Raw genomic sequence first — 22,847 nt, 5'->3', positions numbered from 1 at the left:
GGTTGGTGTTCAGAGGGCGTGCAGTGGTTTTCCGGCGAGCGCGAGGAAGGCCTCGCCCAGCGCCTCGCTCTGCGTCGGGTGCGCGTGGATGAGGGGGGCGATGTCTTCTGGGTGGGCTTCCCAAGCTACGGCGAGCTGACCTTCTGTGATGAGCTCACCGACTCGATCGCCGAGAAGGTGAACTCCCACCACGGGGCCGTCCTTCAGGCGTACGACCTTGACGAGCCCTGCTGTGCCGATGATCTCACTCTTGCCGTTGCCGGCGAGGTTGTACTCATACGATACGACGGCATCCGCGCCGTGCTCGGTGATCGCAGCCTGCTCCGTGACACCCACGGAGGCCACTTCGGGGTTGCAATAGGTGATCTTGGGGATCTGCGACTCGGGGATCGGCACTGGGCTGAGGCCCGCGATCCGCTCTGCGACAGCGATGCCCTGCAGGAAACCTCGGTGCGCCAGTTGCAGGCCAGGAACGATGTCACCGACAGCCCAGAGGCCGGGCACGCCGGTGCGGAGTTCTTCATCGACCGAGACGAATCCGCGATCCAGCGTGATCCCGGCTTCCTCGAACCCGAGATCTGCGGTGACCGGCCCTCGTCCGACAGCGACCAGCAGGTAGTCGCCTGTGAAGGTCTTGCCGTCCTCCAGCGTCACAGTCACGCTCGACTCATCCTGCGTCGCCGTCTGGAAGCGGGTACCGAGGGAATAGGCGATGCCACGGCGTCGGAAGGCGCGTTCGAGCCCCTTGCTGAGTGCGATGTCCTCGTTGGGAACCAGGTGCTCCAGCGCCTCGATGATCGTCACTTCGGCGCCGAATGAGCGCCAGACGCTCGCGAATTCGACTCCGATGACGCCACCGCCGAGTACCAGCACACGCTCCGGAACGACGTCGAGCGCGAGAGCCTGTTCGCTGGTGATGATGCGTCCGCTGATCTCGAGCCCCGGGAGCGACCGGCTGTATGAGCCGGTGGCGAGCACGACATCTGCGCCGACATATGTGTCGTCCCCGACGCTCACGCTGCGATCGGCGTTCAGCCGTCCGAACCCTGCGACTGTGGTGATGCCCCTCGCTTTGATCAGGCCTTCCAGGCCCTTGAACTTCTTGGCGACGATGTTCTCGCGATACGTGCGCACGCCGGCCGCGTCGATGCCCTCGAACGTCGCGGATACACCGACGGATGCCGCATCGCGTACGTGCTCCGCGACCTCGGCGGCGTGCAGCAGCGCCTTGGTGGGGATGCAGCCGCGATGCAGACAGGTTCCGCCGACCTTGTCCTTCTCGATGAGTGCGACGGACTTGCCGAGCTCGGCAGCTCGAAGCGCCGCGGCGTAGCCGCCGCTACCGCCGCCGAGTATGACGATGTCGAACGTATGCGTGGTCATCATGCCTCCTGAGCCCGAGCCTCGGCGAATGCGACGAGGGAGCGAACCGTCGCCGCAGTGGGCCCCTTGTCCGTGAATCCGTATGGTGAACTGCCGTGCTCGGCCGAGCCGGCGACATCCAGGTGCACCCAGGGGATGCGAGGGGCATCGTCCTCGTCGCTCGTTCTGCCGACGAAGCGCTGCAGGAAGAGCCCTGCGAACATCGTGCCACCGGCGCGGTCGCCCATGTTGGCGTTGACCATGTCGGCGATGGGGGAGTCGAGCGAGTCCTGCATGTACTCCGGCAGCGGCAGGGGCCAGGCGAGCTCGCCGACCTGCTCTGACGCCGTCAGATACTCGGCTATAGCGTCGTCATCGCCCATCACGCCGGTGTGGCGGTGTCCGAGTGCCACGAGCACCGCACCGGTGAGAGTCGCGACGTCGAAGATCACATCGGGGTGTTCGCGGCTCGCTGCGACGAGACCGTCCGCGAGGACGAGACGCCCTTCGGCATCCGTGTTCAGTACCTCGACCGTCGTGCCGTCCAGCATCCGCAGCACATCGCCGGGGCGCGTCGCCTTTCCGGAGGGCATGTTGTCGGTGATGCACATCCAGGCCGTCACGCGTACGGGCAGCTTCAGGGATGCGATGGCGCGCAGCGTGGCGAGCACCGTCGCTGACCCCGCCATGTCGAACTTCATCCCGACCATGCTCGCCGCCGGCTTGAGCGAAAGGCCACCGGTGTCGAAAGTGATGCCCTTGCCGACGAGCGCGATGTGTGTCGTGGCGTCGGCAGGCGCGTAGTCGAGGCGAACGACTCGCGGCGGGCGATCCGAACCCTGAGCGACGCCGAGCACGCCGCCGAAGCCCTGCTCCGCGAGCGCGGCCTCGTCGAGCACTTCGACCGTGACGTCGAGATCGGCGACCGCGTCCACGGCGCTCTGCGCGAGTTCCGCTGGACTCTGCCACTCTGCAGGTACGGAGACGAGGTCCTTCACGAGGGCGAATGCATCGCCGAGGATCCGGGCACGTGAGATGTCCTCGTCCGAGAGCGAGTCGCTGTGCACGGTCACGGCGTTCGCACGCGACTTGCCAGGCTTCGCGCGGTACCCCTCGAAGCGGTAGCCGCCGAACACCGCGCCCTCAGCTGCCGCTGACGCGAACTGATCGAGGTCGCCGGCGAGTCCGAGCGCCACGTGATCGAACCCGGTCATGGTGCGCAGCGCCACGCCGGCTGCGTCGCGAACCGCCGCCTCATCCGGCGTGCTGCCTGCACCGACCACTGCCAGTGGCAACGACGTGAGGGAGGGCAGGTGAATGCGGGCGAAGGCGGCGACTGAACCGGTGAATCCGATGGCCGTGAGCACCTCGGCGAGTCCGGGATAGTCCGCCAGAGCCTCGGGGAACGCCGCGGTGTCCGGAACGACGAGCACTGCTGCGTCGGCAGCGCTCCCGGGGAATCGGTCAACGGTGTGCGAGAGCGCAGGAAGCGTCATGCTTCCATCCTAGGCTCGACATGAGCGGCGCTCCTCAGATCTGTTCGCTGTGAGCATGACGCGGCCGCCCCTGTCAGCATCCGGTGCTCGTAGCATGGAAGCATGCCCGTCTCCGGAGAGCTGTACGAACGCGTCGCCAACGCCCCCGCCGTCCCCCAGGGGCTGCCTCTTGTGATCCTGCTCACCGGATTCACGGATGCCGGGAACGCTGTGTCCGGACTCATCGATCACTTGCGTGACGTGTCGGACCCGCAGCCGGTCATCGTCTTCGACAACGATCTGCTCCTTGACTACCGGGCGCGTCGTCCGATCGTCGTGTTCGAGCAGGACCACCTCACCGAGTTCCGTCCGTCGCGCCTCGAGCTCTCGCTCGCGCATGACACCCTCGGGCAGCAGTTCCTTCTACTGGCCGGCTACGAGCCCGACTTCGCCTGGAATGCGTTCAGTGAGAAGATCCTCGCGCTTGCTGAGGAGTTCGGCGTCTCCGGCGTCACCTGGGTGCACTCGATCGCGATGCCGGTACCGCACACGCGTCCGATCAGCACGACGGTCAGCGGGAATCGTAAGGAGATCACGGCGAGCCTCTCGGTGTGGCGCCCGCGCACCCAAGTGCCTGCGACAGCAGGGCACCTGCTCGAGTATCGTTTCGCCGAGCACGGCGACCGGATCGTGGGATTCGTGCTGCTCGTGCCGCACTATCTCGCCGAGACCGAGTATCCGGACGCGGTCATCGCCGCCGCAGACCGCGTGATGGGATCGACCGGTATCGTGCTCGCGCTCGACGATCTGCGCGAGAGCCGTGAGGAGTACCTCACGAAGGTCAACGGTCAGGTCGCAGGCAACGACGAGCTTCGTCAGATGGTGCAGACCCTTGAGCACCGCTACGACGCATATATGGCCGGCCGAGATCCCGAGGACATGGATCGCTACGACGAGGGCGGCTTCGACGAGCGCGATCTGCCCAGCGCGGACGAGCTCGCGGCGGAGCTCGAACGCTATCTGGCGACCCGTCCGCCGGGCGACGAGGACAAGCGTCCACGACCCTGAGCGGACGACGGCTGAGGGGACGATGTGAGGCTGGGCATGTCAGAGACACGTGATGCGCTCGCATCCGCAATCTTGTGCGATACTGGTAATCCGACCCGTTGTCAATCGTTCGCCGCAAGGCTATCGACTTGACAAGGGTCTTACTAGTGTCCGAAATGTCCCGGGGCGGGCGCGCTGCCCCGTGAAAGGCGAAACGTGACTCCTGCCGCGACCAAGAACTCCCGGACGACGAAGACGAAGACCGCAGCCGAGGCTGCTGAGACCGAAGCCGTCGAGCCGGAAACGACCGCTGCCGCAAAGAAGCCGGCAGCCAAGAAGGCTCCCGCAGCCAAGAAGGCACCGGTACGGCGCAAGAAGGCCGACGATGTCGTAGAGGAAGACGCTCCCGACGGGGAGGCCGTCGCCGACGACGCCGAAGACGAGGACAAGAAGCCCGCATTCACTGAGCCGCTTCCTACCGGCGCCATCGTCCTCACGTCCAAGGACGAGGACGACGTCCCGGTCTACTCGACGCAGATCACCGGTGCCACCGCCGATCCCGTCAAGGACTACCTGAAGCAGATCGGTAAGGTCGCGCTGCTGAACGCGGCCGAAGAGGTCGAGCTCGCGATGCGTATCGAAGCCGGCCTGTTCGCCGAGGAGAAGCTGTCGAACATGACGGCGGCCGAGAAGACCGGTCAGCTCGGACTCGACCTGCAGTGGGTCGCTCGAGACGGCCACCGTGCGAAGAGCCACCTGCTCGGCGCCAACCTCCGCCTGGTCGTCTCACTCGCCAAGCGCTACACGGGTCGTGGCATGCAGTTCCTGGATCTGATCCAGGAGGGCAACCTCGGTCTCATCCGCGCGGTCGAGAAGTTCGACTACACCAAGGGCTTCAAGTTCTCCACGTACGCCACCTGGTGGATTCGTCAGGCGATCACTCGCGCCATGGCCGACCAGGCCCGCACGATCCGTATCCCGGTGCACATGGTCGAGGTCATCAACAAGCTCGCCCGCGTGCAGCGCCAGATGCTTCAGGATCTCGGTCGCGAGCCCACTCCGGAAGAGCTCAGCCGCGAACTCGACATGACCCCCGAAAAGGTCGTCGAGGTGCAGAAGTACGGCCGCGAGCCCATCTCGCTGCACACTCCTCTCGGCGAGGACGGCGACAGCGAGTTCGGGGACCTCATCGAGGACACCGAGGCGGTCGTCCCCGCCGACGCGGTGGGCTTCACCATGCTGCAGCGTCAGCTCGAGCAACTGCTCGACTCACTCTCCGAGCGCGAGGCGGGCGTGATCCGCATGCGCTTCGGTCTCGGTGACGGTCAGCCCAAGACTCTCGATCAGATCGGCGACACGTTCGGCGTCACGCGCGAGCGCATCCGTCAGATCGAGTCGAAGACGATGGCCAAGCTGCGCCACCCGAGCCGCTCGCAGTCGCTGCGGGATTACCTCGAATGACCCAGGAGAACGAGGGCAAGGCGAACGAGGGCAAGACGCTCGAGACGAACGTCGACGGCAAGAAGTACGCTCGCATCCCGCTGCGCACGCGAGTCGTCATGCCCGAGGACGACATCGACCAGATCGTCACCGAGTACGCGAAGGACGCCGTGCAGCCGGGGGACCTGCTGTTCGTGACCGAGAAGATCGTCGCGATCACTCAGGGTCGCTCCTACCGCCTCGATGAGATCCAGCCGCGCCGGCTGGCGCTGTTCCTGTCGAAGTACGTCACGCGCACGCCGTACGGCATCGGCCTCGGCATGCCCGAGACGATGGAGATGGCGCTTCGGGAGTGCGGTACGCCGCGCATCCTGCTGGCGGCCGCTGTCGCAGCGGTGACGAAGGCATTCGGTCGCAAGGGCGACTTCTACCGCATCGCCGGTGACAAGGCTCGGGCGATCGACGGTCCGACGAAGCACACCATCCCGCCGTACAACGAGGCGGTCGTGCTCGGCCCGAAGAACCCGCGCCAGGTCGCGACGCATCTCAAGGCGCTCGTCGGCGGCAAGGCCGATGTCGCGGTGGTCGATATCAATGATCTCGGTGGGAACATCCTGGGTTCCACTCTCGACAAGGCCGGCGAGCAGCGTCTCGTGCGTATCCTGAAGGACAACCCGCTCGGACAGGGACGCGAGTCCACGCCGATGGGCATCATCCGCACCGTCTGAGATCGCCCCGTCTGACGTTGATCGCTGACGACGGGCGCTGAGGGGAAACACCACGCATGGGACTCGGTCGCGCCAGCGCCATGATCGCGGCGGGCACGCTCGCCTCGCGGCTGACGGGACTGCTGCGCACAGTCGTGCTCGTCATCGCGATCAACTCGGTCGGTCGCGCACCTGACGCGTTCGCCGTCGCCAATGCACTGCCCAACAGCATCTATCAGGTGATTTCAGCCGGAGTGCTCACCGGCGTGATCGTGCCGCAGGTGGTGCGTGCTGCCACGCAGAAGGACAGCGGGCACGCGTTCCTCGCAAAGCTGTTGACGCTCGGTGCGCTGATCATGGGTTCGGTCACTGTCGTGGCGACGCTGTGTGCGCCGTTGCTGATCGACCTGTACTCGAACTTCGACTCGCCGCAGCAGCACGCTCTGGCGATACAGTTCGCGTACTGGTGCATTCCGCAGCTGTTCTTCTACGGCATGTTCGCTCTGCTCGGCGAGATCCTCAACGCCAGAAAGATGTTCGCCCCCTACGCCTGGGCGCCGATCATCAACAACTTCGTCTCCATCGCGGGGTTCGTGGTGTTCATCGTGCTGTTCGGACAGAATCGCAACACCATCGAAGGGTGGGACAGCTCGATGGTGCTGGTACTCGCCGGCACTGCGACGCTCGGTGTGATCGCGCAGACAGTCGTTCTGACGTTGTTCTGGCGGCGTGCGGGCATCCCGTTGCGGCTCGACTTCCGTTGGCGGGGCATGGGGCTGGGGCACATGGGCAAGCTCGCGACGTGGACGTTGCTCACGACTTTGATCGGCCAAGCGGTCGGCATCGTGCAGTCGCTCACGATCACGACGGCGTCCGGCGAGCACGCCTCCACAGCGGCTTCGCAATACGCCTGGCTGGTCTACATGCTGCCGTACTCGATGATCATTCTCGCGATCGGAACGCCCTACTTCACTCGAATCAGCGAGCATTCCGCGGCTGAGCGACACAGTGAACTGCGAGCAGACGTCGGGCAATCGATCAGAGTCCTCGGACTCTTCACCGTCATCGCGGCTGCGGCAGTCATCGCGGCAGCAGTTCCGGCCTCTCGCGTCTTCAGCAATACCCCGGAAGACGCGAGCGCGATGGCGCCAGTACTCATCGCCTACCTGGTGAGTCTCGTCCCCATGGGGGTGCTGTTCGTCATACAGCGCACTTTCTACGCCTACGGCGATGCACGCACTCCGTTCATCTTCACGATCGTGCAAGGTTCTCTGGTCCTCGTGTTGACGCTCGTCGTCGCAGCGAGCGTTCCGGCAGAGCACTTAGCTGCCGCTGTCGCGCTCGCGCAGTCTCTTTCCGGGATCGTGCAGACGGTGATCGCAACGATTCTGCTGCGCCGCAAGATCGGGCCACTGGGGCTCGGTGCGACATGGTGGGCATTGTGCCGCTTCGTCCTCATGGCCATCCCTGCCGGATTGGCGGGCTGGGGAGTGTTCCTCGCCTCCGGCGGCGCAGACGGCTGGATGCTCCAGGGGATGATCTGGGGAGCGCTCGGTTCTGCGCTCATCGGTGCGACGAGTGTGCTGGTCTACATCGGACTGCTTGCCGTGTTCCGGGCGCCGGAACTCACGGTCGCCATCGACACGGTGCGTCGCCGTCGCGGCTGACACAGCGCGAGGCTGGGCGGTCTCAGCGCTTGTTGTCGACCACGTCCGCGCCGATCGCGTCGCGGTACCGGTACAGCAGCCCGGTACGGATGCCGGACGCCGAGGGCTTCATCTGGAAGACACTCGAGTTGTGGTTCGCCTCGATGAGAGCGGGACCATCCGGTGTGATCGCGATGTCCCAACCGACGTAGGGCACAGTCGGAAGCCGCTTCGCAGCGTCGGCGATCATTTCGACCACCTGCGGGTAGAACGGCACCTGCAAGCCCTTGATGGTCGTGCCGGTGGCCGGATGCTGGTGGTAGATGTTCGACTGCTTGTCGACACCGGGGTAGAGGGCGACTCCGTTGTCGTCGAGCATGGTGAACATGCCTCCCGAGGCGAAGTTGTCGATCACGGCACCGTTGCCGATGCGCAGCACGGAGGCGATCACGTGCAACTCGTCTTGCGGGTCACGGTAGGTGATCATCCGCACGGTGTTCACGCTGTCGGGGTACAGCGCGTTCAGATCTTCGTGCTGGGCCAGCACCTCTTCGAGCAGCGTCTGGTCGCGCTCGATCAGCAGCGCACGCCACGCCGCGACGTCCGCGGTCTCGGCGGTGTCGTAGATTCCGATGCCCGCTCCGCCCTCACCGGCGGCAGGCTTGGCGATCACTCGGGGGTGCCGGTCGATGAAGGCGCGCAGCTCTTCGTCGGATGCGGCAGCGGCATCGATCCACTCGCGGCCGGTCAGGTCGGCGAAATCGCTGAGGAATCGCATCTTGTCGCCGAGGATCACCTTGGAATCCGGCCCGTTGAGGGTGCGGTTCAGCCGGAAGGCCTTGGGGTGCGTCATCCAGGTCGCCCGCTCGCGTGCGTTCAGGATGCGGATGTCCCACACGACGTAGTCGCGGAAGCCCATCTCGTAGCGCACGGAGCACCACAGCATGTCGCCGATGATGATCGGGAGAGGTGCCTTGGACACCTTCTTCACCTGATGCGCCAGTTCGATCAGCTGCGTCGGATTGAGCCGCCGAGCCCGGTCGAAAAGATACCGGACACGCAACCGCTTCTGATCCACCGACCCAGGCTAACACGCGGCTGTCAACGGACCGGAGCAGGCGGAGCGAGTAGCATGAGACGTTCTGACATGCCCCTGCCGAAAGGTCTTTCCTCTTGTCTCGAGACGTCGCACTCACTGCGCGCCTGAAGTACCTTCTGCGGCGCCTGACCTCGTTCGATCCACGTCGGGTGTGGGGGTTCGCGAGCCAGATCTCCAAGGAGCAGGGCAAGTGGGCGCCGAAGGTCTTCGTCGACATGCTCGTATGGGCGGCGCTGCACGACACGGCATACATCGACTACTACGAGGCCGATTTCGCGCTGCTGACGAAGAGCGAGCGCAAGACGTTCATGACCTCGCTGATCCAGCATCATCTGGCGCAGGCGCTCAACGACCGCACCGACGTGCTGCAGTTCGAGAACAAGATCACTTTCAACCGCCGCTTCGCCGAGTACCTCGGACGTGACTGGCTCGACCTCGACGAGGTGGATGCCGATGCCCTGCGCGCCTTCGCCGAGAAGAACCCCGTCTTCATCGCGAAGACTCCTGTCGGACGCGAGGGCAAAGGTGTCTTCCGGTATGAGGCCACCGATGTGACCGATTGGAACGCGTTCCGCGATGAGCTCCGGGATAAGGGCCAGCGGCTCATCGAACAGCGCATCGTGCAGCATCCGTATCTCGCCGAGTACTGCGAGGGCACGGTGAACACGACGCGGGTCGCTACCTTCTTCGATGGCTCGAAGGTGCACGTGCTGATGGCTGCGCAGAAGTTCGGCCGCGGCGCGGTGAGCGACCAGTTCACCTGGGGCGGCTTCTTCACGATGATCGACGAGAACGGCAAGTCCTTCGGGCCGGGCCACACCGGCAAGCACAAGTCGCGCTACGAGACGCACCCGGACTCCGGCAAGTCGATCGTCGACTTCGAGGTCCCCATGTGGGACCGCGTCGTCGACCTCGTCACCCGTGCAGCCCAGGAAGTGCCCACGGTGCCGTACATCGGATGGGACGTCGCTGTCGGCCCTGACGGCCCGATGCTCATCGAGGGCAACTGGACGCCAGGGCTCTACGAGACCCGTGTCAGCGCCACCGGCATCCGCACGGGCAGCCGCGCACGGCACCGTCCGGTGATCGAGGCCAGCAGGCGGTGACGCCGACAGAGAGCCTTCCTCGCGCACTCGTCTCGGCGGGAGCGCTGCGCGCCGGCGCGCTTGAGGCTGCGGCGCTGGGTGGTGAGATCGCCGACCTGCGCGGCGATGCTCTCGGCCACGGCGTTCGTGAAGTCGCCGCTCTGGTGAAGGACGCCGGCATCCATGCCGTCCTGGTCGAAGACGCAGAGACTGCCGAGCGCCTGCGCGACGAAGGTGTCCGCGCCGTCACAGACGGTGGTGCGGACATCGACACCGCCACGCTCTACGGACTTCCCGGCGCTCGAACCGCTCCGGCGATGCGACTCGTCGGTCGGGTGCTCTCGACTAAACCGTTGCATGCCGGAGAAGCCGTCTCCTACGGCTACCTCCATCGCGCCACCGCAGACACCACCGTGGCACTGGTCACCGGTGGCTATGCGCAGGGCATCGTCCGCGCGCTCGGCAACGCCGCGACTGTCGAGATCGACGGCGTGATGCGGCCGATCGTCGGGCGAGTGGCGATGGACGTGTGCGTGATCGACCTCGAGGACTCCGCGGCGGACGTGACCGAAGGCGCGGAAGTCCTCTACTTCGGCGGCACCGGCGCCGGGCAGAACGCACTCGCGAATTGGGCGGAGATCACCGGGTTCGAAATCGTGGAGCTCATCACCGTCGCAGGCTCGAAGGCGGTGCGCATATGGACGCCCTGATGGCTCCCACGCTCGAGATCTCGCGGTCGCGCTTCGTGCGCAATCTGGCCGCCGTTCATGAGCGAATCGCCCCCGCGCAGCTCATGCTCGCGATGAAGGACGATGCATACGGACACGGTGTGGAATGGGCGGTCGCTGCTGCCGTCTCTGCAGAACGCCCCGTCGAGCTGTTCGGCGGCTATGACGTGCACACGTCATTGCGCATCCGTGCGCAGGCCGAGCACGCCAGGGTGTTCGGCTGGGCGACCTCGAGTGACGAAGAGATCGAACTGGCACTGAGCGCGCGCATCGAACTGGGGATCGGCGAAGCCGGCTACCTGCGTCGCGTGATCGAGATGTCGGAGACGCTCGGGCTCAGGGCGCGAGTGCATTTGAAGATCGACACCGGACTGCACCGCAACGGCATCCGTCCGGAGGACTGGCCTGCTGTCGTCGCCGATGCGATGACAGCGCAACGCGCCGGACTGATCGAAGTGGTCGGTGTGTGGAGCCACCTCGCCGAGGCCAGTGACGCGGAAGACGATGAGTCGGCTCGCGAGTTCCGCGATGCGGTCGACGTGCTGCGCGCGTCCGGCGGGACGCCGGACGCTCTGCACCTGACGGCTTCGGCAGCGTCCTGGTGGCGCCCTGAACTACGCGGCACAGTCTGTCGGATCGGAGCTTTCTGCTACGGCATCCGCTCGGCTGAAGGGCCTGATATTCCGGGCGTCGCACCCATCGCCTCGCTGCGCGCGAAGGTCATCGAGGAGCGCGGCGACGATGTCGTGATCGGGGTCGGAGCGTTCCACGGGCTTCCGTCGGTCCTCGCGGGTGCGGCCATCGGCTCGCCTGGTGGACCACGCGAGATCGTGCGGATCGACGCGACCAGCACGGTGGTTCGTGGCTGGTCTGGTGCGCGCGCCGGCGACACGACGACCGTGTTCGGTCCGGGTGCTCAGGGCGAATCGGATGCGACGACGCTCGCCGAGCGCATCGGCACCGTCGGCGAAGAGATCATCACCCGCCTCACCTCAGGGGTGCGGCGGGTGATCAACGACTGAAGAGTTCGTCAGATGGCGGGCTGTATCAGACAGCGTCGGCGAGACGCGAGGTCTCATCGTGCCAGGAGGTGGCGATGCTGCGAAGCTTCTCTTCGTACTTGCGACCGTGGTGGGCGCAGAAGAGCAGTTCAGAGCCGTTGACCTCGGCGGCGATGTAGGCCTGTGCGCCACATGAGTCGCAACGGTCCATCGCGGTCAGACGGTACTCGACAGTGGAGGGCTCACGTTCGGTTGTAGCGTTCATCTCGGTGCCTCCTCGGGTATCGGCATCTCCAGTGGGAATGTTCTCAATACAACCACGGCTGACTGATAGTCATGCCCGCTGGGCGGCGTGTTTCGCTCAGCGCGTACGCCGAAGCAGTCCGACTGGGGCACGAGGGGAGTGTCTGCGACGGTTCGCCGGTCGCCGCGAATAGAATTGAGGATTGTGACCGCTGAGTATTCCGCCCATCATCTTCAGGTGCTTGAAGGCCTCGAAGCGGTCCGCAAGCGCCCAGGCATGTACATCGGATCCAACGGATCCCCCGGCCTCATGCATTGCCTGTGGGAGATCATCGACAACTCTGTCGATGAAGCCGTCGGAGGCAACGGCACGCGTATCGATGTCATCCTGCACGCGGACGGCAGCGTCGAAGTGCATGACAAGGGCCGCGGTATCCCGGTGGATATCGAACCGCGCACGGGACTGACCGGCGTCGAGGTCGTCTACACCAAGCTCCACGCCGGCGGAAAGTTCGGCGGCGGCTCGTATGCGGCATCCGGTGGTCTGCACGGCGTCGGTGCCTCGGTCGTGAACGCTCTCTCGGAGCGCCTCGACGTGGAGGTCGATCGCGGCGGGAAGACCTATGCGATGTCGTTCCACCGCGGCGAGCCCGGCAACTTCAAGGATTCGGGCGAGAAGCGTCCGGATGCGCCGTTCGCGCCATTCGAGAAGAGCAGCGAACTGAGGATCGCGGGCAAAGCACCCCGCGGTGTCACCGGTACGAGGGTGCGGTACTGGGCGGATCGCCAGATCTTCACGAAGGATGCCGCCTTCCAGCTCGCCGAACTCGAGAACCGCGCACGTCAGACGGCGTTCCTTGTTCCAGGGCTCGAGATCGTCGTGCGTGATGAACGCGGCGAAGAGAGCGTCGAGACGTCGTATCGCTATGACGGAGGGATCTCGGAGTTCGTCGACTATCTGGCCGTCGACGCGCCCATCACCGACACGTGGCGCATCCAGGGCATGGGAACCTTCAAGGAGACCGTTCCGGTGCTCCAGGCGAACGGGCATATGACTTCGCAGGAGGTCGAGCGCGAATGCCGCGTCGACATAGCGATGCGCTGGGGAACCGGCTATGAGACGGTATCCCGCTCATTCGTCAACATCATCGCCACGCCGAAGGGCGGTACACACCAGCAGGGGTTCGAGCAGGAGCTGCTGAAGGTGCTGCGCTCTCAGGTCGAGCAGAACGCGCGCCGACTCAAAGTCGGAAACGACAAGGTCGAGAAGGACGATGTGCTGGCCGGCCTCACCGCGGTGCTGACAGTCGAGGTTCCTGAGCCGCAGTTCGAGGGCCAGACGAAGGAAGTTCTCGGCACTCCTGCCGTGCGCCAGGTCGTCGCTCAGGTGCTCCGAAAAGAGCTCGGGGCACGGTTCACCTCCACCAAGCGAGACGACAAGAACCAGGCGAGCCAGCTGCTGGACAAGGTCGTCTCCGAGATGAAGGCGCGCATCTCCGCACGCGCGCACAAAGAGACGCAGCGTCGCAAGAACGCGTTGGAATCCTCCTCGCTTCCGGCGAAGCTCGTCGACTGCCGCTCGAATGACGTCGCACGCAGCGAGCTGTTCATCGTCGAGGGCGACTCCGCACTCGGCACGGCTCGACGAGCGCGCGACAGCGAAGTGCAGGCGCTGCTGCCGATCCGTGGCAAGATTCTCAACGTCCAGCGGGCCTCCATCGGCGACATGCTGTCGAACACCGAGTGCGCCTCGATCATCCAGGTGATCGGTGCTGGATCGGGCCGCACGTTCGATATCGACGCGGCCCGCTACGGCAAGATCATCCTGATGAGCGACGCCGACGTCGACGGCGCGCACATCCGCACACTGCTGCTCACGCTCTTCTTCCGCTACATGCGCCCGTTGATCGAAGAGGGGCGTGTGTTCGCCGCTGTGCCCCCGCTGCACCGCGTCATCGTGATGAATCCCGGCTCGAAGCCGAACGAGACCATCTACACGTACACCGAGCAGGAGCTGCACACACTGCTGGCGAAGCTGCGCAAGGCGAACAAGCGGTGGCACGAGCCGATCCAGCGATACAAGGGCCTCGGCGAGATGGATGCCGATCAGCTGGCGAACACGACGATGGATCGTGGCGGTCGCCTGCTTCGTCGCGTGCGCATGGAGGATGCCGAGGCCGCCGGCCGCGTGTTCGAACTGCTCATGGGCAACGAAGTCGCCCCTCGGCGCGAGTTCATCATCGATTCGTCCGATCAGCTCTCGCGGGAGTCGATCGACGCGTGACGACGAGTCGGCGGGAGAGTGACGGCGATACGGGGGACAACGCCCCTGTGATCGCGCTGATCTCCGCCCCGTCGAATCTCGGTCTGCGGCCCCCGCAGCCGGGTGCGGTCCCCGGCACGGCCAAGGCGCCCGAGGCGTTGCGCGAGGCGGGCCTGCACGAGACGCTGCTCGGCCGCGGAGCTGTCGATTGGGGTGTGGTGCTGCCGGGCCGTTATGTGGACGACGGCGCGAGTCGTGCCCCTGGCACCGTACGCAATCAGGGTGCGATCGTCTACCACGCGAGGCTCCTGGCGCACCGCATCGTCGAAGCCTGCAGCGCGGGATACGCCCCTCTCGTGCTCGGCGGCGACTGCAGCCTGCTCGTCGCTGCCGGAATGGCGTCCAAGGTGTCGGGCGGTGGAGGGCTCGTGCACGTCGACGGGCACACCGACTTCCGGCATCCGGGAAACAGCGACATGTATGGGAGCCTCGCCGGTGAGGACCTCGCGGCTGCTCTCGGGCTTCACCTCCCCGAGATCGCCGACGTCGACGGTCTCGGACCCTACTTCGAGGCGAACGCCACTGCGCACGTCGGATGCCGGCGTGAAGATGAAGACGTCGCCGAACTGTCGGCTCTGATCGCGATGACGATTCCGGCGGACCGTGTGATCCTGCACGGCGGTGTGCGCGCCGCCGCACAGATCCTCGCCGTGCCCGACCTGGAACGAGGCTTCTGGCTTCAGGTCGATGTGGATGTGCTCGATCCTGAGCACATGCCCGCTGTCGACAGCCCTGATCCGGGCGGTCTGGCACCGGACGAGCTCATCGCCCTGCTCAGGGGCCTCGCTCCGCGGGCGTGGGGCGCCTCTGTCACCGTCTTCGATCCGGATCTGGATCCGGACGGGGCCTACGCCGAGACCGTTGCGAGGATCATCGAAGAAGGTCTCGGAGAACTCGGAACGGACGCCGCCGAGAGCGACTGAAAGTACTCGTCGGCGACGTTCCAGTTCGAGTCAGATGACAGGGCGGCCGATCGATCCGATCACACCGTCGATCAGCTGACCGGAAGCATCGCGCTTGGCCGGGGTCTCTGGCAGCTTGCGCACGGCGCCGTCAGTACCGACCGCATAGGCAGGCGCTGCGCCCACCCATGCCACGGTGAGACGATCTTCGCCCCTGAGGAACGAATGTGCGCGAACCCCGCCGGTGCCTCGTCCCTTGGCCGGGAACTCCGTGAAGACGGAGATCTTGGCGCGTCCGGCATCCGTTCCGGGGATCACGCCTTCGGCGCCGGAGACGGTGGCGACAGTCACGTCTTCCGTCGCAGGCGTGGCGCCGAAGAAGAGAACCGCTGCGCCCGAGCTGAGCTTGATACCCGCCATTCCTCCGGCTGCTGCGCCCTGCGGACGAACCGCGGAAGCGGCGAAGTGAAGCAGCTGAGCATCCGTGGTGACGAAGACCATCTCGGCATCGTCCGCGGCGACGGCTGCGCCGACGACTGCGTCGCCGGGCTTCAGGGAGATGACCTCGATCTCGGGGCGCACGGGCAGTGTGGACGGCACGATACGTTTGACCGTTCCTTGTGCGGTACCCAACGCGACGGGCACCTCCGAGGAGAGGTCCACCAGCGCGAGCACCTTCTCCGAGCGAGCGGTGATGCCCAGGTAATCGCGCAGCGGTGTGCCGGCGGCCAGCTGCACCGACGTGCCGGGGACGGAGGGCAGATCGACGGGGGAGAAGCGCAGCAGCCGTCCGGTGGTCGTGATGGCGCCGGCCTCTCCACGCACGGTGGTGGTCATCGTCGAGAGGATGGCATCGTGCTTGCTGCGTCGCGCCGGACGGCTCAGCTCCTGCCCTTCGGCCAGGTCCACACGTACCGCGCGACCGGTCGTCGACAGGGCGAGGACGGTCGGCGCGTCGGCGATCTGCAGGTCGGCCTCACCGGGCTTCGCGCGGCGGGGTGCAACGGGCTTGCCGTTCATCAGCAGCGTGCGTCGCGGCGTGCCGTACGCCTCGGCCGCGGCATCCAGTTCTTTCGCGACCTGTGCACGCAGCAGCATGTCGCTGCCGAGCAGTTCTCGGAGCTGGGCGATCTCCGCCAGCAGCGCGTCCCGCTCGGTCTCCAGTTCGACACGGGAGAACTTCGTCAGTCTGCGCAGGCGAAGCTCGAGGATGTACTCGGCCTGTGCCTCAGAGAGATCGAACACCGCGCGCAGTCGTGAGCGCGCTTGCTCGGAGTCATCCGAGGAGCGGATGACCTGTATGACCTCGTCGATGTCGAGGATCGCGACGAGCAGACCCTCGACGAGGTGCAGACGCTCTTCCCTGCGGGCCAGTCGGTACCGGCTGCGTCGCGTGATGACCTCGAGCCGGTGGCCAACGTAGACGCTGAGCATCTCCTTGAGGCCGAGGGTGCGCGGCTGTCCCTCGACGAGCGCGACGTTGTTGATGTTGAAGGAGTCTTCCAGCGGCGTCAACCGGTAGAGCTGCTCGAGCACGGCGTTCGGGTCGAACCCGGTCTTGATGCCGATCGCGACGCGTAGACCGTGCTGACGATCGGTGAGGTCGTTGACGTCGCTGATGCCCTGCAGCTTTTTCGCCTGCACGGCATCGCGGATCTTCTCGATCAGGCGCTCAGGCCCCACCATGTACGGCAGTTCGGTGACGATGATGCCGGTACGGCGGGGGCCGATGGATTCGACCGAGACCTTGCCGCGCACCTTGAACGCGCCGCGGCCGTTGGAATAGGCGTCCTTGATGCCGTCCAGCCCCATGATGATGCCGCCGGAGGGGAAATCCGGCCCCGGGACGAACTCCATCAGCTCATCGAGCGTGGCATCCGGATTCTCCAGCAGGTGAATCGCCGCCGCCACGACTTCGATGAGGTTGTGCGGTGCCATGTTCGTGGCCATGCCGACCGCGATGCCGCTCGCGCCGTTGACCAGCAGATTGGGGAACGCTGCAGGCAGCACCGAAGGCTGCTGGAACTGACCGTCGTAGTTCGGGACGAAATCGACGACGTCTTCGTCGAGATTCTCGGTGAGGGCGAGTGACGCCGGCGCGAGGCGGGCCTCTGTATACCGCGATGCGGCAGGGCCGTCGTCGAGCGAGCCGAAGTTTCCGTGACCGTCGACGAGTGGGACGCGAAGTGCGAAGTCCTGCGAGAGACGCACGAGTGCGTCGTAGATGGCGGAGTCGCCGTGAGGATGCAGCTTTCCCATCACTTCGCCGACGACGCGAGCGCTCTTGACATGGCCGCGTTCGGGGCGCAGCCCCATCTCTGCCATCTGGTACAGGATGCGACGCTGCACGGGCTTGAGGCCGTCGCGAGCATCCGGGAGCGCGCGGGAATAGATCACCGAGTAGGCGTACTCGAGGAATGATCCCTGCATCTCGGTGGACAGATCGATGTCCTGGATGCGCTCCTCGACGGGCTCGGCGGATTCAGTGCGGGGCATGGACTTCCTGGGGACGTTGCTGGGCCTGTGAAAGACTGGCTCGGATGTCTCTGATTCTACCGTCAGCGCCCCCCTCGGCTCGGAGCCTGACCGGGGTGGCGAACGACTTGCTCGCGGCGCTCAATGGTGCGGACGGGCCGCTCAGACCTGCCCGCTCCGTCGTCCTCGTCATCGTCGACGGACTCGGTGCGATACAGCTGCGCGGACACGCGGGACATGCCCGCCACCTCACGGCCGGCCTGGGCAAGAAGGACGTCGCCTATTCCGTGTTCCCGACGACCACAGCGGCCGCGCTCACAAGCACTCTGACGGGTCTTGCGCCCGGCGAACACGGACTGGTCGGTTACCAGGTGCTCGACCGATCACGCGACAGGCTGGTGAACCAGCTCTCCGGCTGGGAGTGCGACGGGATCGATCCGCTCATCTGGCAGCCGACGCCGACAGTTTTCGAGAGGGCCGCCGCGGTCGGACACGGGTCTTATGCGGTCGGCGTCGCCGCCTATGCGACCAGCGGTTTCACGAAGGCGACCCTGCGCGGTGCCGAATTCATAGCGGCGAAGACACCCGCTGAGCGTGTGGCCGTCGCCTACCAGCGTGCCGCTGATAGTCCTGGCTCACTCGTCTACTGCTACCTCCCCGAGGTCGACAAGGCAGGGCATAAGCACGGCGTCGCCTCGACGGAATGGATCGCAGCGCTCGAAGAGATCGATGCCGCACTCTCCATCAACCCTCCGCGCCAGGTCGGCGTGCTCGTCACGGCGGATCACGGCATGATCGACGTGCCCGCGCATCGGCATGTCGTGCTCGACGAGGGTGACCCTCGCTTCGAGGGGGTGCGCCATTTCGGGGGAGAGCCCCGCATGCTGCACGTGTATCTCGAAGCAGACGCCGACGCGCAGGGCATCGTGGCGACATGGCGCATCGCGAGCGAGGGTGACGCCGACGTTCTCAGCCGCTCGGAGGCCGTGAGCGCAGGCCTGTTCGGTGCGGAGGTGACGCCCGACGCGTTGTCCCGCATCGGTGATCTGCTGGTCATCGCGCGGGGCAACAGAGCGTTCTATGACGGAACGGCCGATGATCAGCGCGCGCGCGGCATGATCGGCCAGCACGGCGCACTCACGCCGGAGGAGCGTCAGGTCCCGTACATCCGGCGAGGGGCCTTCGCGGTCTGATCGACCGCGGTATCGCGTGCCGGATCAGTCGTCCGTGCGAGCGCCGAACACGATCTCGTCCCACGATGGCATGGCATTGCGGCGGCGACGACGACCGGAGTTCTCGGGGGTCGAATCCTCTGGTGCCGGGTCAGGCGTTCGTGCCGGCCTCTGCTCCACGTACTCCGGATCTAGAGACTCGAACAGTGCTATCGGGCCGGAATCCTCCGCACGCTCCGAGCGCTGCGACGATTCGTCATCGAGCAGGGGTGCGCTCTCGCGCTGGCCACGGCGTCGGCGCAGAGCCTCGAGCAGATCCGCTGTCTCAGCGTTGGTCACCGACTCGTCCGGCGCGCGCTTGATCGCTGCGGCCTGTGCCGCGGCATTGGAGCGTTCCGGAGGCTGAGGGTCTTCGATGTCGGCATCAGGAGCGGGCAGGAGTCGCGGCCCGAACGCACCCGAGTCGAAGCGGCTGTCGTCCTTGTACGGAGACTCCGCGCGGTCGCTGTCGACAGCTCGGAGGCGGGGGATGAGTCCCTCGGGAAGAGATCCCTGACGTGACAGCTGGGTCGCATCGGCGTTCAGCGGCGAAAGCGCGCTTCGTCGCGGGTCGAAGCTCCATCGTGCGTCGTGCGAGACATCGTTCGCGTCGAACTCCAGCTTGATGATCCAGCCGGAGTCGTCCTTCCAGCTCGCCCAGCGCTCAGCAGACGCCTGAAGGTCTGCGAGCTTGGCGTGGATCGCGACGCCGAAGGTGGGCTGTGCATCGGGCTCGACCTCGCTGCCGATGAGCACCGGGACGGCGAGTGCTTGGCCGATGATGTGCTCACGTTCCGCGAGCACCGGTCCCTCGAAACGAGAGACGTCGTCGAGGCTGATGCCGAGAAGTTCTGCGACCTCGGCTGCGGAGAGCCCGGCGCGCACGTGAGCCTGGATCTCGCGAGGGCTCGCGTTGATCTTCGGTGCGTCGTCCGTGTCGCGACGGCGCGCGCGGCGGATCTCACGCTGCAGAACGTCGTCGATGGCGAGCGCGAATCTCTCGCCGGAACCGGTGGCGAGGATCAGCAGGTCGTCTTCGGTGCCGACGATAGTGACGTTTTCCATGCGAATGCCCCTCTGATGGGTGTCCGATCATGGTGTCACGGAGAGGCCGTGAGAGCCGGGAATACGCTGGGCGTGCCGTGAGTTTGATCTGTCGCGCGTGGCGGCATTTGCTAAATGTCTCCACGTCGTGCAAACTATGCCCGCCGCGTACCCGACGGCGCACCGCCCACTAGCACCATGAAAGTGGAGATCTACCGCATGGCAACCGACTACGACGCCCCCCGAAAGAGCGAAGACGACTCCGAGTCGATCGAAGCCCTCAAGGAGCGTGTCCCGGACAAACTGTCCGGCACGACCGGCGACGAGGACTCCGACAACCCGTCGAGTTTCGACCTCCCGGGTGCCGACCTCTCCGACCTTGAGCTCGATGTCGTCGTGCTGCCCGCGCAGCAGGACGAGTTCACCTGCATGAGCTGTTTCCTCGTGAAGCATCGCTCGCAGCTCGATCACGAAGGCGCAGAAGGCCCGATTTGCAAGGAGTGCGCTGCCTGATCGCAGACGCACCGCGTTCACGCGCCCCAGCCGCATGGCTTGGGGCGCGTTGTCGTTCACGCGCCTGCCAGGCAGGTCGGCGCGCTACCGCACCATTCTGAACCGGGGTGCTCCGGGGTCAGGCGTGCGTGGATGCTGCGACCTGCGCGTCACGGATCGCAGCGAGCAGCCGGTCCGGAGTGCGCGTCGAGATGGTCCAGCTCGTCGCGGGATCATTCGGGTCGATGTTCTGGACGACCACCACCCCGTCGATCCCGCCGCGGATCAGATGCCAGCCGCGTGCGGGCAGCGCGGTGCCTCGCGCCTGGCGTGCGTCTTCGCCGACCAGTGCCACGCCGGTGCCGAGCCAGCGAGCGTCGATGTGCGCCGTCCCTGCGCGAAGTACGGTGCCGGTCACACGCACCGCGGGTGACGCCGCGATCAGAGTGCCGATCAGCAGCACCGCGGCCGCGGCGCCGAGCAGCAGTGCGGGCAGTGAGCCCAGCGGAGTGAACGAGAGTGTCACCATGGGGCCGGCGACGGCGGCTGTGACCAGAAGCCACAGGCTCGGCGAGAGACGTTCGCGATAGCGAACGAGCGTGTCAGGAGTGGCGTTCTGCATTAGCCTCGTGGGGTGAGCGATTCCGTTGATCTCCCCATTATCGCGTCTGTGCCGCCGCACTACGCCCATCCGGGTGACGCCGGCGCCGATCTGGTGGCCGCCGAGCCTGTGCGCCTCGAGCCCGGAGAGCGTGCCCTCGTTCCCACCGGAGTCCGCATCGCGCTACCGGACGGATACGCCGCGTTCGTCGTACCTCGTAGCGGCCTCGCGGCCAAGCACGGGATCACGATCGTGAACGCACCGGGCACGGTGGACGCGGGATATCGCGGTGAGATCAAAGTGAGCCTGCTCAACACGGACAGCTCGAGCGCGTACGATGTGGCGGTCGGGGACCGGATCGCCCAACTGATCATCATGCCGGTGACACGTGCGAACTTCATCCCGGTCGACGAGCTTCCGGAAAGCGTGCGCGGTGCGGACGGGTTCGGATCCACTGGATATCAGGCGCCGGCGCAGGGCGCCGAACAGGCAGGAAACAGCAGATGACTGAAGAGATCACCCAGCCGCCTTCGAAGTCGGCACCAGCGAACCGCTCGACCGAGGGCCCGTTCGATGAAACCGAAGCGAACCCGATCCGCCCGTACATCGACCTCGGTGGAATCAAGATCCTTCCGCGTGAGGGACTGAATCTCCGACTCGAAGTCGAGGAGCAGACCAAGCGCATCGTCGCGGTCGGACTCGACTATGCCGACTCATCGCTCCAGGTGCAGCCGTTCGCGGCTCCCCGAACGCTCGGCCTCTGGCACGAGACCCGCGCGCAACTGATCGACCAGGTGCGCCAGCAGGGCGGACGTGTGGAGGAGCGGGAAGGACCGCTTGGCAAGGAATTGCTCGCCGAAGTGCCCAGCCCGGCATCGGAGGGTTCCGAACTGCGGCTGGCGCGCTTCGTCGGCGTCGATGGCCCGCGATGGTTTCTCCGCGGCGTGATCGGTGGAGCTGCAGCTTCCGACCCGGACGCCGCTGACAAGATCGAGGACCTGTTCCGCTCGATCGTCGTGGTCCGTGGTGGGGCTCCGATGCCACCGCGTGATCTGATCCCGCTGAAGATGCCGGCCACGCCGGGCTCCGCGTGAGCAGCGACGACCGCGACGACGAGGAGCCGCACGAGCAGCGCACCTCTGAGCTGCTCGGCGCAGCACTCGGCGGAGCTGCGCGTAGGGTAGGCCTTGATCCCGCAGAGAACGCCAGCACGCAGAAGGTCGTGTGGTCGGCCATGGGTGGCTGGCGAGGAGTCTTCGAATCGGTTCTGCCCAGCCTCGCGTTCGTCATCCTGTTCACCGTCAAGCCTGAGCCGCTCATCCTCTCGCTCGGCGTCTCCGTCGGTCTCGCCGCCGTGTTCACCGTCGTGCGTCTGGCGCAGAAGTCGCCGCCCTCGGCTGCGCTGGGCGGGTTGATCGCCGCCGGTGCGGCTGCTGCGCTCGCGCTGTGGACCGGCCGTGGTGCCGACAACTTCGTCCCCGGGCTCATCACGAACGCCGTATACGGAACCGCCTTCCTCGTCTCCGCACTGATCGGATGGTCGCTGATCGGTATCGCCGCAGGATTCCTGATGGGGGAGGCCACCGCCTGGCGCGCGGATAAGCGCAAGCGCCGCGCGTTCCGCCTTCTCGGAATCGCCTGGGCCGCGCTCTTCTTCGCGCGGCTCGCAGTGCAACTGCCGCTCTACCTGACCGATCAGGTGACAGCGCTCGGCACGCTCAAGCTGATCATGGGACTGCCGCTGTTCGCACCGCTCATCGCGGTCACCTGGCTCGTCGTCCGGGCTCTCTATCCGCGCGAGTCGCCGCAGACCACAGCATCCCGTTCGTGATAGATTTATCTTGACATCAAGATAAATTGTGGTCTTTCGCTGGCAGGCTTTCACAGCGCACACTGTTAGGTGTGCCTTGCTAGCCGACAGCGCCGCACGCGAGCAAGATGGAGTCGCCTGTCGCTTCCATCAGAC

21 protein-coding genes are annotated in these 22,847 nt (G+C 65.8%); 14 read left to right on the top strand and 7 right to left on the bottom strand.

Annotated features, from left to right (window positions below; translation table 11 throughout):
- Positions 1–9: 9 nt before the first annotated feature.
- The gene (lpdA, locus tag QFZ46_RS18845; RefSeq protein ID WP_307363987.1) at positions 10–1,383 is read right to left on the bottom strand and encodes a dihydrolipoyl dehydrogenase; all 1,374 of its coding nucleotides are present in this window, start codon (positions 1,381–1,383) and stop codon (positions 10–12) included.
- The gene (locus tag QFZ46_RS18840; protein ID WP_307363985.1) at positions 1,383–2,858 is read right to left on the bottom strand and encodes a leucyl aminopeptidase; all 1,476 of its coding nucleotides are present in this window, start codon (positions 2,856–2,858) and stop codon (positions 1,383–1,385) included. Before QFZ46_RS18840 ends, lpdA begins: the two co-directional genes overlap by 1 nt.
- 102 nt (positions 2,859–2,960) lie before the next feature.
- On the opposite strand from QFZ46_RS18840, the gene QFZ46_RS18835 reads away from it, so the two are divergent.
- From QFZ46_RS18835 to murJ, 4 genes are all read left to right on the top strand, one after another.
- Positions 2,961–3,905: a proteasome assembly chaperone family protein gene (locus QFZ46_RS18835; RefSeq protein ID WP_307363983.1), complete on the top strand. Its 945-nt coding sequence runs from the start codon at positions 2,961–2,963 to the stop codon at positions 3,903–3,905.
- A 195-nt stretch (positions 3,906–4,100) separates the two neighbouring features.
- Positions 4,101–5,345 (top strand): RNA polymerase sigma factor, encoded by a 1,245-nt coding sequence (locus tag QFZ46_RS18830; RefSeq protein WP_307363981.1) that lies wholly within the window; start codon positions 4,101–4,103, stop codon positions 5,343–5,345.
- Complete coding sequence (locus QFZ46_RS18825; protein ID WP_307363978.1) at positions 5,342–6,052, top strand: coenzyme F420-0:L-glutamate ligase; 711 nt, start codon at positions 5,342–5,344, stop codon at positions 6,050–6,052. The genes QFZ46_RS18830 and QFZ46_RS18825 overlap by 4 nt, the downstream gene beginning before the upstream one ends.
- 56 nt (positions 6,053–6,108) lie before the next feature.
- Positions 6,109–7,698 carry a murein biosynthesis integral membrane protein MurJ gene (gene murJ / locus QFZ46_RS18820; RefSeq protein ID WP_307363976.1) on the top strand — a complete coding sequence of 530 codons (1,590 nt, stop codon included), beginning with the start codon at positions 6,109–6,111 and terminating at the stop codon, positions 7,696–7,698.
- Positions 7,699–7,720: 22 nt separating this feature from the next.
- Here the strand turns inward: murJ and QFZ46_RS18815 are convergent, their stop codons facing one another.
- Positions 7,721–8,755, bottom strand: coding sequence for a sugar-transfer associated ATP-grasp domain-containing protein (locus tag QFZ46_RS18815; RefSeq protein WP_307363974.1), 1,035 nt, complete (start codon positions 8,753–8,755; stop codon positions 7,721–7,723).
- Between the two features lie 95 nt (positions 8,756–8,850).
- Between QFZ46_RS18815 and QFZ46_RS18810 the strand changes: the two genes are divergently transcribed.
- Genes QFZ46_RS18810 through QFZ46_RS18800 form a run of 3 tightly spaced genes read left to right on the top strand, consistent with a single transcriptional unit; the run spans position 8,851 to position 11,611 of the window.
- Positions 8,851–9,882: a sugar-transfer associated ATP-grasp domain-containing protein gene (locus QFZ46_RS18810; protein WP_307363972.1), complete on the top strand. Its 1,032-nt coding sequence runs from the start codon at positions 8,851–8,853 to the stop codon at positions 9,880–9,882.
- Positions 9,879–10,571 carry an alanine racemase C-terminal domain-containing protein gene (locus QFZ46_RS18805; RefSeq protein ID WP_307363970.1) on the top strand — a complete coding sequence of 231 codons (693 nt, stop codon included), beginning with the start codon at positions 9,879–9,881 and terminating at the stop codon, positions 10,569–10,571. The genes QFZ46_RS18810 and QFZ46_RS18805 overlap by 4 nt, the downstream gene beginning before the upstream one ends.
- Complete coding sequence (locus QFZ46_RS18800; RefSeq protein ID WP_307363968.1) at positions 10,571–11,611, top strand: alanine racemase; 1,041 nt, start codon at positions 10,571–10,573, stop codon at positions 11,609–11,611. The genes QFZ46_RS18805 and QFZ46_RS18800 overlap by 1 nt, the downstream gene beginning before the upstream one ends.
- Positions 11,612–11,636: 25 nt before the next feature.
- On the opposite strand, the gene QFZ46_RS18795 is transcribed toward QFZ46_RS18800, so the two are convergent.
- Entirely contained in the window at positions 11,637–11,855 is a 219-nt protein-coding gene (locus QFZ46_RS18795; protein WP_307363966.1) for a DUF7455 domain-containing protein, read from the bottom strand.
- Positions 11,856–12,038: 183 nt separating this feature from the next.
- Between QFZ46_RS18795 and QFZ46_RS18790 the strand changes: the two genes are divergently transcribed.
- Positions 12,039–14,117, top strand: coding sequence for a DNA gyrase/topoisomerase IV subunit B (locus QFZ46_RS18790; protein WP_373457660.1), 2,079 nt, complete (start codon positions 12,039–12,041; stop codon positions 14,115–14,117).
- Positions 14,114–15,079, top strand: coding sequence for an arginase family protein (locus QFZ46_RS18785; protein ID WP_307363964.1), 966 nt, complete (start codon positions 14,114–14,116; stop codon positions 15,077–15,079). Before QFZ46_RS18790 ends, QFZ46_RS18785 begins: the two co-directional genes overlap by 4 nt.
- Positions 15,080–15,109: 30 nt before the next feature.
- Here the strand turns inward: QFZ46_RS18785 and QFZ46_RS18780 are convergent, their stop codons facing one another.
- A complete protein-coding gene (locus QFZ46_RS18780; protein WP_307363961.1) occupies positions 15,110–17,554 on the bottom strand; it encodes a DNA gyrase/topoisomerase IV subunit A in 2,445 nt (814 codons plus the stop codon).
- Positions 17,555–17,649: 95 nt separating this feature from the next.
- Between QFZ46_RS18780 and QFZ46_RS18775 the strand changes: the two genes are divergently transcribed.
- On the top strand, positions 17,650–18,726 hold the full coding sequence (locus QFZ46_RS18775; protein WP_307363960.1) for an alkaline phosphatase family protein: 1,077 nt from the start codon (positions 17,650–17,652) through the stop codon (positions 18,724–18,726).
- A gap of 24 nt (positions 18,727–18,750) precedes the next feature.
- Here QFZ46_RS18775 and sepH read toward each other — a convergent pair whose 3' ends face one another.
- Positions 18,751–19,809, bottom strand: a complete 1,059-nt coding sequence (gene sepH / locus QFZ46_RS18770; protein WP_307363958.1) for a septation protein SepH — start codon at positions 19,807–19,809, stop codon at positions 18,751–18,753.
- Between the two features lie 198 nt (positions 19,810–20,007).
- Between sepH and QFZ46_RS18765 the strand changes: the two genes are divergently transcribed.
- Entirely contained in the window at positions 20,008–20,301 is a 294-nt protein-coding gene (locus QFZ46_RS18765; protein WP_033107339.1) for a DUF4193 domain-containing protein, read from the top strand.
- Positions 20,302–20,419: 118 nt separating this feature from the next.
- Here the strand turns inward: QFZ46_RS18765 and QFZ46_RS18760 are convergent, their stop codons facing one another.
- On the bottom strand, positions 20,420–20,902 hold the full coding sequence (locus QFZ46_RS18760) for a DUF3093 family protein (protein ID WP_307363957.1): 483 nt from the start codon (positions 20,900–20,902) through the stop codon (positions 20,420–20,422).
- A gap of 12 nt (positions 20,903–20,914) precedes the next feature.
- On the opposite strand from QFZ46_RS18760, the gene dut reads away from it, so the two are divergent.
- From dut to QFZ46_RS18745, 3 genes are read left to right on the top strand one after another with little or no spacing between them, the layout of a single operon-like run.
- On the top strand, positions 20,915–21,388 hold the full coding sequence (gene dut / locus QFZ46_RS18755; RefSeq protein ID WP_307363955.1) for a dUTP diphosphatase: 474 nt from the start codon (positions 20,915–20,917) through the stop codon (positions 21,386–21,388).
- On the top strand, positions 21,385–21,975 hold the full coding sequence (locus tag QFZ46_RS18750) for a DUF3710 domain-containing protein (protein ID WP_307363953.1): 591 nt from the start codon (positions 21,385–21,387) through the stop codon (positions 21,973–21,975). The genes dut and QFZ46_RS18750 overlap by 4 nt, the downstream gene beginning before the upstream one ends.
- Complete coding sequence (locus tag QFZ46_RS18745; protein ID WP_307363951.1) at positions 21,972–22,712, top strand: DUF3159 domain-containing protein; 741 nt, start codon at positions 21,972–21,974, stop codon at positions 22,710–22,712. The genes QFZ46_RS18750 and QFZ46_RS18745 overlap by 4 nt, the downstream gene beginning before the upstream one ends.
- Positions 22,713–22,847: the final 135 nt, after the last annotated feature.

The organism is Microbacterium murale, assembly GCF_030815955.1.
GTDB classification, from domain to species: domain Bacteria; phylum Actinomycetota; class Actinomycetes; order Actinomycetales; family Microbacteriaceae; genus Microbacterium; species Microbacterium murale_A.
Note: the sequence above shows the minus strand (reverse complement) of the source record. Positions and strands in the feature narration are given on the sequence as shown.

What these genes read in the sequence shown, in the direction of transcription:
- lpdA (WP_307363987.1), bottom strand. Translation starts at nt 1,383, where the DNA reads ATGACCACGCATACGTTCGACATCGTCATACTCGGCGGCGGTAGCGGC.
- QFZ46_RS18840 (WP_307363985.1), bottom strand. Translation starts at nt 2,858, where the DNA reads ATGACGCTTCCTGCGCTCTCGCACACCGTTGACCGATTCCCCGGGAGC.
- QFZ46_RS18835 (WP_307363983.1), top strand. Translation starts at nt 2,961, where the DNA reads ATGCCCGTCTCCGGAGAGCTGTACGAACGCGTCGCCAACGCCCCCGCC.
- QFZ46_RS18825 (WP_307363978.1), top strand. Translation starts at nt 5,342, where the DNA reads ATGACCCAGGAGAACGAGGGCAAGGCGAACGAGGGCAAGACGCTCGAG.
- murJ (WP_307363976.1), top strand. Translation starts at nt 6,109, where the DNA reads ATGGGACTCGGTCGCGCCAGCGCCATGATCGCGGCGGGCACGCTCGCC.
- QFZ46_RS18800 (WP_307363968.1), top strand. Translation starts at nt 10,571, where the DNA reads ATGGCTCCCACGCTCGAGATCTCGCGGTCGCGCTTCGTGCGCAATCTG.
- QFZ46_RS18795 (WP_307363966.1), bottom strand. Translation starts at nt 11,855, where the DNA reads ATGAACGCTACAACCGAACGTGAGCCCTCCACTGTCGAGTACCGTCTG.
- QFZ46_RS18780 (WP_307363961.1), bottom strand. Translation starts at nt 17,554, where the DNA reads ATGCCCCGCACTGAATCCGCCGAGCCCGTCGAGGAGCGCATCCAGGAC.
- sepH (WP_307363958.1), bottom strand. Translation starts at nt 19,809, where the DNA reads ATGGAAAACGTCACTATCGTCGGCACCGAAGACGACCTGCTGATCCTC.
- QFZ46_RS18765 (WP_033107339.1), top strand. Translation starts at nt 20,008, where the DNA reads ATGGCAACCGACTACGACGCCCCCCGAAAGAGCGAAGACGACTCCGAG.
- QFZ46_RS18760 (WP_307363957.1), bottom strand. Translation starts at nt 20,902, where the DNA reads ATGCAGAACGCCACTCCTGACACGCTCGTTCGCTATCGCGAACGTCTC.
- QFZ46_RS18750 (WP_307363953.1), top strand. Translation starts at nt 21,385, where the DNA reads ATGACTGAAGAGATCACCCAGCCGCCTTCGAAGTCGGCACCAGCGAAC.